The organism is Gelidibacter algens, from assembly GCF_001678675.1.
Taxonomy (GTDB): Bacteria; Bacteroidota; Bacteroidia; order Flavobacteriales; family Flavobacteriaceae; genus Gelidibacter; species Gelidibacter algens.
In genome coordinates, this window is sequence record NZ_LZRN01000066.1 from 1 (window position 1) to 12,481 (window position 12,481).

At 34.8% G+C, this 12,481-nt stretch carries 14 protein-coding genes; all 14 read left to right on the forward strand.

Going from position 1 to position 12,481, the window contains the following annotated elements:
- Positions 1-201 precede the first annotated feature (201 nt).
- The 14 genes from A9996_RS18020 to A9996_RS18080 all read left to right on the forward strand — a co-directional run bounded on the left by A9996_RS18020 (position 202) and on the right by A9996_RS18080 (position 12,467).
- Complete coding sequence (locus A9996_RS18020) at positions 202-816, forward strand: hypothetical protein (protein ID WP_157487251.1); 615 nt, start codon at positions 202-204, stop codon at positions 814-816.
- 158 nt (positions 817-974) lie between these two features.
- A complete protein-coding gene (locus A9996_RS18025; RefSeq protein ID WP_248912380.1) occupies positions 975-1,328 on the forward strand; it encodes a glycosyltransferase in 354 nt (117 codons plus the stop codon).
- A 121-nt stretch (positions 1,329-1,449) separates the two neighbouring features.
- Entirely contained in the window at positions 1,450-2,376 is a 927-nt protein-coding gene (locus tag A9996_RS18030) for a glycosyltransferase family A protein (RefSeq protein WP_169817268.1), read from the forward strand.
- Positions 2,377-2,395: 19 nt separating this feature from the next.
- A complete protein-coding gene (locus A9996_RS18035; RefSeq protein ID WP_066438591.1) occupies positions 2,396-3,307 on the forward strand; it encodes a glycosyltransferase family 2 protein in 912 nt (303 codons plus the stop codon).
- Positions 3,297-3,974: an acylneuraminate cytidylyltransferase family protein gene (locus A9996_RS18040; protein ID WP_066438597.1), complete on the forward strand. Its 678-nt coding sequence runs from the start codon at positions 3,297-3,299 to the stop codon at positions 3,972-3,974. The genes A9996_RS18035 and A9996_RS18040 overlap by 11 nt, the downstream gene beginning before the upstream one ends.
- Positions 3,975-3,996: 22 nt before the next feature.
- Positions 3,997-5,049 carry an N-acetylneuraminate synthase family protein gene (locus A9996_RS18045; protein WP_066438600.1) on the forward strand — a complete coding sequence of 351 codons (1,053 nt, stop codon included), beginning with the start codon at positions 3,997-3,999 and terminating at the stop codon, positions 5,047-5,049.
- 150 nt (positions 5,050-5,199) lie between these two features.
- Positions 5,200-6,321 carry a UDP-N-acetylglucosamine 2-epimerase gene (neuC, locus tag A9996_RS18050; protein WP_066438603.1) on the forward strand — a complete coding sequence of 374 codons (1,122 nt, stop codon included), beginning with the start codon at positions 5,200-5,202 and terminating at the stop codon, positions 6,319-6,321.
- Positions 6,318-7,718, forward strand: a complete 1,401-nt coding sequence (locus tag A9996_RS18055) for a hypothetical protein (protein WP_245905277.1) — start codon at positions 6,318-6,320, stop codon at positions 7,716-7,718. The genes neuC and A9996_RS18055 overlap by 4 nt, the downstream gene beginning before the upstream one ends.
- Entirely contained in the window at positions 7,715-8,167 is a 453-nt protein-coding gene (locus A9996_RS18060; RefSeq protein ID WP_066438607.1) for a hypothetical protein, read from the forward strand. Before A9996_RS18055 ends, A9996_RS18060 begins: the two co-directional genes overlap by 4 nt.
- A gap of 94 nt (positions 8,168-8,261) precedes the next feature.
- Positions 8,262-8,795, forward strand: a complete 534-nt coding sequence (locus A9996_RS18065; RefSeq protein ID WP_066438610.1) for a glycosyltransferase — start codon at positions 8,262-8,264, stop codon at positions 8,793-8,795.
- Complete coding sequence (locus tag A9996_RS20735) at positions 8,792-9,436, forward strand: glycosyltransferase family 4 protein (protein WP_248912381.1); 645 nt, start codon at positions 8,792-8,794, stop codon at positions 9,434-9,436. Before A9996_RS18065 ends, A9996_RS20735 begins: the two co-directional genes overlap by 4 nt.
- Positions 9,437-9,446: 10 nt before the next feature.
- Positions 9,447-9,944 (forward strand): glycosyltransferase family 4 protein, encoded by a 498-nt coding sequence (locus A9996_RS20740; RefSeq protein ID WP_248912382.1) that lies wholly within the window; start codon positions 9,447-9,449, stop codon positions 9,942-9,944.
- Entirely contained in the window at positions 9,931-11,466 is a 1,536-nt protein-coding gene (locus tag A9996_RS18075; protein ID WP_066438612.1) for a glycosyltransferase family 2 protein, read from the forward strand. The genes A9996_RS20740 and A9996_RS18075 overlap by 14 nt, the downstream gene beginning before the upstream one ends.
- Positions 11,467-11,471: 5 nt before the next feature.
- On the forward strand, positions 11,472-12,467 hold the full coding sequence (locus A9996_RS18080; protein ID WP_066438615.1) for a glycosyltransferase family 2 protein: 996 nt from the start codon (positions 11,472-11,474) through the stop codon (positions 12,465-12,467).
- Positions 12,468-12,481: the final 14 nt, after the last annotated feature.

The window sequence follows — 12,481 nt, forward strand, 5'->3', positions numbered from 1 at the left end:
GAAAGTTGGAAGCTCATTGAGGAACATTTAATTAAATAAAGCTAAAAAATTTGAAGAGTTATTATATGTAAAAAATGCTAAAATGTATATATACAATGAAATTAAATCTAATCATAGTGGGATAATAAAGGCACATAAACTTTTTTTTAAAGAAGAAATCAAGCATTATTCTTTTCTAAATCGTTTAAAACGAAAATTATTTTGAAACGTATATTGATATTTGGACCTATTGGAGATTTAGGAGGAAGGGAGTTAGAGGTCGCTTTTATTGCAAAAACTCTTTCAACCAATTATTTCGTAGATATATGTACATCCGGTTCCTTCACTAAAAGTTCCCAAGTTTTCGAGTTTGATAAAAATCAAAATTTCTTTGGATTAAATAGCTTACTATATAGAAAAAGCAGAATTTTCAAAACGCTTTCCTATTTAAGTTATGTGAAGAATAAAAAAAAAGGTGCAAAATACGACTATGTTAATAATGCTGTTTTAAAGAAATATTTTAATTATGAAAGGGAAATAGAAGTTGTATTAGAATCATTAGTTTTAAATTATGATGCAGTTTTTATATGTGCTCAATTATGTTCGACATTCGTGGATAAAATCATAAAATTTGCTAAAAAACACAATCGCAAGATATTATTTAGAACAACAGGTTTTATTTCATCGAACGATTACAATTATATAAATGATGTGGATTGTTTTATTCACCATTCCTTTAATAATGCAAACAGAATTGAAAATAATAAACCACATACTTATGTCATAATTGATCAATGTGCTTTTAATGAAGAGCATTTTTTTAAAAAATTCCAATAGAAGGTAAAAAAATAACAACTTTCCTTACATATTCTAGAATGGTTAAGGAAAAAAATAATTGATATTGTCGTAAAAGCTTTTAAACAGGTAAGAAGACATAATGATTTTTTATTATGTTATAGGTGAAGGAGAAGAACTAAACAATTTAAAAAAATAAGGTGGAGATACGGATGGTTGTTTTTTTTAAAGGATTTATAAAGAACAATGAAATAGCTAATGTTTTATCAAAAATAGATTGTGTTATTCTATCCTATTTTGAATATGAAACAGGACCATTGACTGGAATAGAAGCAATGGCAGCGGGGAAAGTAATAATATCAGCTAAATCAGGTGCTATGCCAGAACGAATTCCATTTAATCCATTTTGGCACAATAATACAATTGATAATCTTGCTAGGCAAATAAGAAATGTTCAAGAATTAAATAGTAATGATTCGAAAAAGTACGCAACCCAAGTTCGATTGAAATATCAAAAGGAGTATTCCAAAAATTACATTGAAAAAAATATTTAGATATTGTAAAAAAATTATAGGTTAACCATACCTTCAATAATAAAATAATAGATGAGAGTAGGAATGAATCCTCAAAAAAAGGACAAAACAATTAGAAGTTGGTACACATCATCGTATTGTTGTGGTGGTATACATTCCTGAAGAAGAAAGTAATTTTTATAAAAATAGCTTTGAGGTGTTTAAAACGTGTTTAGAATCTTTACGGACTTCAATTAATTCATCAGCAAAGATAACAGTTGTCAATAATGGCAGTAATACTATGGTAACGGCATTTTTAAATACATCTTATTTAAATAAAGTAATTGATACCTTAATAAACCATAGCACAAATATTGGCAAAATTGATGCGTTGATAGGAGCTGCAAGAGGAGCTCGCGAACAATTAATAACATTGGCTGATGCTGATATTCTGTTTAAATCAGGTTGGCAAGAAGAAACCGAAAAAGTCTTTTCAAGTTTTAAAAAAGTAGGTTCTGTGTCCCCCATATCTGTAAGACACTCTGAATTGTACTGTACAAGTACGACCTTAAAACAAATATGGTTAAGACGGTTAAAATTTAAATACCAGAGTATTCCAGAAAACTTAACGGATTATAATATGTATATGGACAGTATTAACTGGGACAGAGAAACAGATCCACAGTTGAAATGGCCGGTAATAGAAGTTAATCATGTAAAAGCCTTAGTTGGGAGCGGACACCAGGTACTAACTATTGATAGAGATATACTATTTGAAAGCGTTCCCAAAGCTCCGTCTTATATATTGGTGGGTAATGATTCAGAATATAAATATGTAGATGAACCAATCAATACGTCTGGACGTTTAAGGCTTTCTACCTATCATAATTTCGCATACCATATGGGTAATAAGGTTGAACCTTGGATGCTCGATATTGTTTCGCAGAATGAAACTAATGAAGCCAATGCGGTACCAGTTTTTAAGAAAACGCCACTAAAAAAAACAGTTACTTCAAAAATTAGAAGAAAGATTTTCACAGGAAAACGCTTACTTTATAAGAAGATTTTTCTGATGTTTTACCAACGCTAGTAAATTGAAAATTAAATAGATGTCTTACAATCAGTTTACAATTCTAATAACGACTAAAAATCGTATTGATGATTTAAAATATACATTACATCAATTACAGGATATTTTCAGAGATGGTGTACATTTCATTATTTGTGACGATGCCTCTAATGATGGGACTTCAGAATTTTTGAAAAATAGTTATCCTGAAATAACTCTAATAAGTAATAGCGTTTCTAAGGGATATTTGTTTAACAGAAATATAATGCTAAATAGCGTCAGAACTTCCTATGCGATTAGTTTGGACGATGATGCTCATTTCGTTTCTAAAGAAGCGTTAAATACATTATTTAGTTACTTTAAATTAAATAGTACGTGCGGTCTAATAGCTCTACGTATTTTTTGGGGATTACAATTACCAGAGCATTTAAAAACTACAGAAAAGCCAAGACAAGTCAATGGCTTTGTCGGTTGTGGCCATGTATGGCGCATGGAAGCTTGGAATTCATTCTCTGATTACCCAGAATGGTTTGAATTTTATGGCGAAGAGCAGTTTGCAGCGTTTCAAATGTTTAAGCGTCATTGGGAAATTCATTATGTGCCAGAAACACTTATTCAGCATCGGGTAGATATGAAAGAACGAAAAAACCACAAGGATTATATTACAAGACAGCATTGTTCGTTACGTTCAGGTTGGTATCTTATGTTTTTATGCTATCCTTTACAAATAATACCCAAACGGTTTGTGGGGAGTTTGTGGAGTCAGTTAAAGCGAAAAGTGTTTAAAGGTAATTTACAAGCCTTGTGGGTCATTTTTTTAGCGCTTTTTGATGTGATAAGACATAGTCCAAAATTTTTCACTTCAAAATTCCGATTGAGTAGGCATGAGTTCACGCTTTTTAATAGCTTAGAAGAATCGAAAATATATTGGACACCAAAACATGAAAAATAATCTAACCATAGCCATCGTCCCCGCTCGCGGAGGTTCCAAACGATTGCCTTCAAAAAACACCATAATAGTGGGCGGTTTGCCCTTGCTCGTACATAGCATCCTCTATGCTCAAGCACAACCAGAAATTGATGCCGTGTATGTGAGTACAAATGATGCTCATATCAAAAAGATAGCTTTAGATTATGGTGCCTTAGTAATTGATAGACCTGATAGCTTGTCTGGTGATTTTGAGCCTACCTTGAGTGCGCTGCAGCATGTATTGGAAACTATAAAAGATTCCGTTGAAGACATCGTGCTCTTACAACCCACCAATCCTTTACGTCCAAAAACTCTGTTTAAAGAAGCCTTTACCATTTTTAAAGCTCAAGATTTGAACAGCTTATTTACAGTAAGTAGAAACCACGACAAATTGGGAGTTATAAAAAACAACGTATTTTTGCCTTTCAATTATAAGCCTGGTCAACGCAGTCAAGATTTAGAACCCTTGTATTACGAAAACGGACTGCTTTATATTACGAAAGCAAGTGCCATTCGTGCAGGACATATTTTGACAGCCGACGCTTTTCCGTTGGAGGTAACCCATCCTTTTGCCGAAATTGATATTGATACGCAAGAGGATCTAAATTATGCTGAATATCTATTCGATAGGTTTAGTCTCGGTGAGTAAGAATAAAAACAAAGATTAGAATATGCTTCAGAAACAACAGCCATTCATAGAAATCGCAGGTCGTAAAATAGGATTGGACTATCCCCCATTGGTCATTGCAGAAATCGGCATCAACCATGAAGGTTCTTTAAAAACAGCTAAGGAAATGGTCGATGCGGCGCATCGGGCAGGTGCGGAAGTTGTGAAACATCAAACTCATATTGTGAGCGATGAGATGAGTGGCGCTGCCAAAAAAGTGATTCCTGGAAATGCAGACATATCGATCTATGAGATCATGGAACGTTGCGCACTAGATGAAACTGATGAGCTCGCATTGAAAAATTATGTTGAAAGCAAAGGGATGATTTTTATTTCCACACCTTTTTCAAGGGCTGCTGCAGAGCGCTTGGAACGAATGGGTGTTGTGGCTTATAAAATTGGTTCCGGAGAATGTAATAATTATCCACTGTTGGAGCATATTGCTCAATTTGGGAAACCTGTGATATTGAGTACAGGAATGAACACTGTTGAAAGCGTTAAAAAGGCTGTTGCCATTTTCGATGCTCATCATGTGCCTGTGGCTTTGCTGCATACCACTAATTTATATCCAACGCCTGTCCATCTTGTTCGTTTTGGTGCCATGATTGAGCTTCACGAAGCGTTTCCTGAAAAAGTTTTTGGCTTGAGCGATCATACCTTGAATAACAATGCTTGTCTGGGAGCCGTGGCTTTGGGCGCCAGTATTTTAGAACGTCATTTTACGGACCATATGCAACGTACGGGACCAGATATTGTTTGTAGTATGGATGAACAGGCTTGTAAGGACTTAATTCATAACAGTGCCGAAATAGCGCAAATGCGGGGTGGCAGTAAAAATCCCGCCAAAGAAGAACAGGTAACCATCGACTTTGCTTTTGCAACGGTGTGCACCATAGCACCCATCAAAAAAGGAGAGTATTTTACAAAAGATAATATTTGGGTCAAACGTCCCGGCAATGGAGAATTCTTGGCAGCACATTTCAATACTATATTGGGAAAAACGGCAACGACTGATTTGGATAATGATGTACAGTTGCGATTAAAAGACGTCAATTAAAAAAGCACCACGATTTTAGGTCTCTGAAAGACAGCCCGTCTGTAAATACCGTCTTTATTACTCTCAGGTCTGAAATAAAAGTATTAAAATTGCTGTTGAATTTTTACAACAGATATTGATTAATTCAAATTTATAAAAGAGCAGCTATAGATGAAGAAGATTGTTTTCCTTACTGGAACACGAGCCGATTTTGGAAAATTAAAATCACTTCTCGCCATTTTACAGGATGCCCCTGATTTTGAGCCCCATATTTTTGTTACTGGAATGCATTTGCAAGAACTCTATGGCTATACCTTGATAGAGGTTCAAAAAAGTGGTTTTAAAAATATATATACGTTTGAAAACCACACCCACGAAACCACTATGGATTTGACCTTGGCAAAAACCATTTCCGGATTTTCAGAGTATGTTAAGGCAACTGCACCAGATTTGATTGTGATTCATGGCGATCGGGTTGAAGCATTGGCAGGAGCTATCGTGGGTAGTTTGAACAATGTCTTGGTCGCCCATATTGAAGGCGGTGAAGTCTCTGGCACAATTGACGAATTAATACGACATGCTACCAGTAAAATGAGCCATGTGCATTTTGTATCGAACGCCCAGGCTAAAAATCGTCTGATACAAATGGGGGAGCTAAAACAGTCCATCTACACCATTGGATCTCCTGACATAGACATTATGTTCTCGGATACACTCCCAAATTTAGAAACGGTAAAAGCGTATTATGACATTCCTTTTGAGGCTTATAGTATTGTAATGTTTCATCCTGTTACTACAGAGGCCGACGATATGGAAACTTATGCTGATGCTTTTGTGAAAGCGCTTTTGGCAAGTAGCGGTAACTATGTTGTAATTTACCCTAACAACGATTTGGGAAGTCAGCGGATCTTAAAAGCCTATCAATGTTTAATGGAGAATGTCCGTTTTAGAATTTTTCCATCCCTGCGTTTTGAATACTTTTTAACGCTTCTAAAACATGCACAATGCATTGTGGGAAATAGTAGTGCAGGGGTTCGTGAAGCACCATATTATGGCATTCCAGTCATAAATATAGGAACCCGACAGCAAAATCGAGTCACAAATTCAGAAATACTAAATATCGATTATAGCACCTCTTCCATCTTGAAGGCCTTAAATCGGATTTCAAAATTAGAAGTGGAAAAAGTCACACCTCATTTCGGGAGTGGCAATAGCGGCGCTTTATTTTTGAAGACTTTAAATCAAGAAGCGTTCTGGGAATTGAACCATCAAAAACAATTTAGAGATTTATGATGAAACGTTTAGGAATTGTCATTACAGATGGTGTCGGATTTAGAAACTATATTCTGAGTGATTTTATTAAAGAAGCAGAGTCCAAATTTGATCGAGTTATTATCTATTCTTTTTTACCGAAGGCTGTATATAAAGATTATGTTACACATTCTGAAATTGTAGAGCTTCAAACCTATCAAGAAACCTTCTATACTTGGTTTTTTATGAAATGTAAGGAAGTGTCTCATCTACAATTACACCGTAAGGGCAACTTCGGGATTCAGGATACTTATGACATCAACAAACAAAAAAGCAGCACTGTAAGAGGGTATGCCAAACGTTTTATATATGCCCTAACAAAGGTATTTCATTCCGAAAAATGGATACAACGTTTTAATGATTTGCAACAGCAGACCTTTAAATCAAACCGAATTACTGAAGGGTACGTTCGACAACTTCAATTAGATCAGGTAGACTTCCTTTATTTTACGCACCAACGCCCGCCATATATTGCGCCATTAATCTATGCAGCAGAGCAACTAAACATATCAACAGGAACATTTATTTTCAGTTGGGATAACTTGGCATCAAAAGGAAGGATGGCTGGGAATTTTGATCATTATTTTGTTTGGAGCCATTTGATGAAATCTGAATTATTGACTTTTTATAAAAGTGTAGATGCATCCCAAATCCATGTGGTTGGGACGCCACAATTTGAACCCTACGTTTTGGAGCGCTATAAAACGACACAACAAGATTTCAGTGCTAAATTCAATTTGGAACCACAAATGAAGACGATTTGCTTCAGTTGTGGTGACGTATCGACAAGCAAAAATGACCCAATCTATATTGAAGCTATTGCAAATGCTATTCAATCTCAAGAGATAAAACAACAGGTTAATTTTTTAGTGCGCACGTCTCCTGCTGAAACTCCTGAAAGGTTTCAGTACTTAAAAGAAAAGTTTCCTTTTATAGTATGGAATTATCCTGAATGGCCATTGCGTAGAGAAGGCCATCAAGAAACATGGTCACAACGAGTGCCAACATTTGAAGATATGGTAGATTTGAGAAGCATTTTGGAGAATTGTGATGTGTTTATTAATATGTGTTCTACCATGAGTTTAGATGCTATGTGTTTTGATAAACCTGTGATCAATCCTGTTTTTGGCAATAACGAAAATGGACTTTATAATGACCAGCGTTTTTTAAATTATACACATTATAAGCGCGTTGCAGAAAGTGGGGCTGTGGCCATTGTTAAGAACGGACCAGAATTAGTAGCCGCTGTCAATATAGCCATGTCAAATCCAAAGCTTCGTTTAGAGGCCCAGAAAGAATTATTACAACTTCAGATAAGTTGTGAGTTAAGGGGAACTTCAGAACGCATTTCTGAAACTATAAAAGCAAGTCTCCAATGACTTTAAAATCTATAGCTGTCATCTGCAATTACGAAATACGTGAGGATCGTATTGGCGGAATGGATCGGTTTTTTGAAGCTTTTGATACGAAGGCTAAAACACAAGGTTATACAATACACTGGTTTTTTAAGGGAGAAAAGGTTATTGACTTTTATAAAGGTTTAGATATTACACTGACGCAAACGGCATCCGTTGAATCTTTGTTTTTAAATGACCTAAAAAAAGATACCCGAAGCTATGACTATGTTATTACTCATTTTACGGAATTATGTGCACCCTTTTATAAAGCGGTTAAATTAAAAACAAATGCTTGTTGTATTGCTGTAGATCATAATCCAAGACCTTTGGAAGGTTTTCCTTTAAAAAAGCGTTTAAAATTAAGACTTAAAGGAATGCTTTACAGTCGTTATATCGTATTTTTTTATAGGAGTTTCCTCATATTGTCTTGACCATTTAGTAAAGGAATATGGCAATTCCATCAGAAGAAAGTGTTTAGTGATTTATAATGGTATTTTAGCAGATATATATATTAAGAAAAGTCGATTGACAAATACTCCGAAATTCATTATAGCATGTCATCTTCGAAAGGAAAAAGGAGTGCAAGATGTAATTAATGCCCTTGCATTAGTTGATAAGAATTTACTTCGAAAGTTTAAATTAGATGTTTATGGAGAAGGCCCATATGAACATTATCTAAAACTGTTAGTAGCAGATTTAAACTTGGAAGAGTACGTGAAGTTTAGAGGCAGTCGAAATGATTTACATTTATTATATCACAATTATGATTATTTAATTCATGCATCACATGGTGAGACGTTTTGTTTTACAGTTGTTGAAAGTTTGGTATCTAATCTTCGAGTAATAACAACTAAAGGAGCTGGTAATATTTTAGGATTAGTTAAGGACGGTGAGAACGGTTATACATTTAATATTATGGGAATTAATGAATTGTCAAATATAATTGTGGATATTTTGAAAAATGAGGAATCGATGAATGAATTAAAAACAAACCAGGAAATGATTGATAAATTCTCGACAGAAAGAATGGTAGATGGGTATCTCAACCTTTTATCATGACTATAGGTTTTCTTACACCAGAATATCCACATCCAAACTTCAGTCGTTCAGGAGGATTGGGAACGAGTATCAAAAACCTGGCAAAAGGCTTGGTTACACACGGAGTTAAAGTAACTGTGTTTGTTGTAGGCCAACAAAAAGATGCTGATTTTAATAAAGAAGGCATCCATTTGGTGAGTATTGCCAAACAGAAACATTTTGCTTTCAACTGGTATTTGGAACGTAAACGTCACCAACGGATTATCCAAAAACATATTGATAAACAAGGCATAAAACTTCTTGAGGCTCCAGATTGGACAGGGATTTCGGCTTTTATGAAATTTAATATTCCGCTAATTATAAGACTGAATGGGAGTGATGGCTATTTTTGTCATTTGGAGGGTAGGAAACAAAAATGGAAGCATCGGTTTTTAGAACGTACAGCCCTTAAAAATGCGGATGCTATAGTATCCGTGAGCACCTTCACAGGAGAGCTCACCAAAGAAATTTTTGGACTAAAAACAGTGATTCGTACCATTCACAATGGGATTGATATTGATGAGTTTAAGCCTCTCAATTTAAATATTAATCAGGGACAACTATTGTATTTTGGAACTATTATAAAGAAAAAAAGGGGTTTTGGAATTGGCTCAGATTTTTAATAGGGTCGTTGTGAAGTTACCTCAGTGTTCTCTTTTGTTAATTGGTAAGGACGTGGTGGACATCTTTAAAAACACGTCGAGTTTATCACTTTTTGAGGAGCTCTTGACTCCGGAAGCAAAGAAAAGATTAACCTATTTGGAAGAAGTGCCCTATGGAGAAATTAAAAACTATATTGCAAAAGCTGAGGTTGTTTTATTGCCGAGTTTTGCTGAAGCTTTTCCAATGACATGGTTAGAGACTCTGGCAATGGAAAAGCCTTTGATCAGTTCAAATATTGGTTGGGCCAATGAATTGATGTTGAATGGCGTTACAGGCTATACCATTGATCCAAAAGACCATAAATTATTTTCTGAAAAAGTAATTGAACTTTTGGAAAATAGAACATTGGCCAAGAGTTTTGGTAAATCAGGAAGGCAACATGTTATTGAAAATTTTTCAAAGAATAGTGTAGTTTTAAAAAGTATAGAATTTTATAAAAGTAAGATTAGCGTTGATGACAAAATTTAAAACATGGACAAGTGAAGAAGGGGAGATATTATTGTATGTTGGTGATCCTGATGTAGATAATTTTAAGAAATTGATTGATGGTCCCGGGGATTTATGGCATAGTAGTTTAGATCAAGGATTTAGGAATTGTTTTCCTGAACTCATTTATCAAACAGCTGTGTATTGGTGGTTTCTAAATGATTTTGAGAATGTCAACAGCGCTGTTAACTGGCGAGTGAACTCTAGAGCGTTTGTTATTCGAAAATCTGTTTGGGAGCAATTACCGGGTTTTGACAAAGCTTATTCTTGTGAAATCATGCAAGGTTTGGATTTTGGATTTAATTTTATTAGGTACAATCACGGCATTCCTATGTATGTGAAAGGTTTATTCCCGAAGGAACATCAGAACGTAAAAATCACTTCTGATAATCGTTATCTTTTCTTTAAAAAACATTTCAAGAAACGCCATAGTTATTATATGCTTTTGCGTCAAGGACTATTGAGATTTATTAATGAGTATAAATCTTTTAAAAAATCCAGTTCGATAAAAATGCATGAAACTACCGTTATTAAGGGTAGGCCATTAAAACCAATAATAGGGCACCCAAAAGTAAGTCTGATCATTCCAACAATGAAGAGACAAGGGTATACTGAATTACTTTTAAAGGATTATAATGCCCAAACTTACCCTATATGTGAAGCCATCATTGTGGATGCTACCCCCGAAGAGGAGCGGGACCCTAAATACTATAATGAAGACAATTTTAACTTTAAAATCAATTTAAAATGGCAAACATCTAAAGGTAGTTGTAAGGCAAGAAACGAGGCTATAGATATGTGTATTGGCGATTATATCATTTTTGCAGATGATGATATTCGCGTTTTGCCTGATTTTGTAGAAAATCACATTAAGTTATTGCAAACCTATAAAGCAGATGCCACGAATGGATTGGATATTATGGCTAGTCATGAGACTCAAGATTTAAATGATTTAAAAAACAGATTGGCAAAATTGGGTGATGCGCGATGGCATGTTGGTGTTTCATCTATATTTAGTAATGCAAACTCTTGTGTAAAGAAAGAAATGGTTGATCGGCTTAAGGGAAATGATATTAATTTTGATGGGGGTTATGGAGAAGATTCAGATTATGGTTTACGAATACTAAAAGCTGGAGGTGTTTTATTGCATAATCCTTATTCAGCAAACTTGCATCTTAAGCCGCAACAAGGCGGTTATCGCGTTTGGGGTTCTCAATCTAAGCTAATGGGAAAGAAAAGGAAGACACAACCATGGGAACTCGATAGACCTGTAAAATGGCCAAGACCTGTTCCTAGTCCTACCATCACCTATGGAATAATAAAGCATTTTACTCCAGAACAAGTGGAAGCATGGCGTCATAAACATTTTTTCCTTTATCTTTTTAAAGGTGGTAAAAAGGAATTTCTAGTTCGTTTATTGAAATTACCTTATAAACAATTACAGTTTCAAAAGTCTTTGCAATATGCTAAAAGGTTATTATATCTGGGAGAACGTCATTTTTAATTGATATGAAATTTTCACTTATCATATGCACCTATATGCGTCCAAAAGCGTTGCTGAACTTATTGAATTCAGTAAAAAAGCAATCGCTTTATCCAAATCAGATTTTAATTATTGATGGGTCAACTGATAGTGAGACGAAGCAAAGTTTAGAAATAAATAGTTTCAAGAATCTGACTTATTACCAAGTTAATGATCATCAAAGAGGTTTGACCAAACAACGTAATTTTGGGATATCTCAAGTCGAGGAAACTATAGATATCGTTTGTTTTTTAGATGATGATATCACTTTAGATAAATTATATTTTAAGAATCTATTAAGCACTTACGCTATCCATCATAAAGCGTTGGGTGTCGGCGGATATATTACTAATGAAGTGTTTTGGGAAATTTCTAGCTATACTAAAAATATAAATTATTTTTATTTTGATGGTTGGCGGAGAAAAGAGCCTTCTCGTTTTAAAATAAGACGAAGTTTAGGACTAGCTCCTGATATGCCGCCAGCCTTCTTACCTACATTTTCTCACATGAGAGCCATTGGTTTTTTACCGCCGAATAATAAAATATATCCTGTAGAACTCTTTATGGGTGGTGTGGCTTCGTACCGTAAATCTGTATTCAATTCGTTGTCATTTTCTACGTATTTTGAAGGTTATGGATTATATGAAGATGCAGATTATTGTTTACGATTATCAAAACTAGGTCCATTGTATGTAAACACCTCTGCAAGATGTGAGCACCATCACGAAATTCATGGTCGACCAAATGCTTTTAAATATGGAAAGATGGTTTTACGAAACGGATGGTATATTTGGCGTGTAAAATATAAAAACCCTAAATTGAAAGCCAGATTGAAATGGCATCTAACTGCTTTTTTACTGATGTTGTTAACACTATTGGGCGGTATAAAATCTATGAATAGAAATTCTGAAATTCAAGAGACGATAGGCCGTATTGTGGGATGGTGGGGTGTGGTTCTAAATAAACCGAAAATAAAAACATGAGGCCTTATGATTTA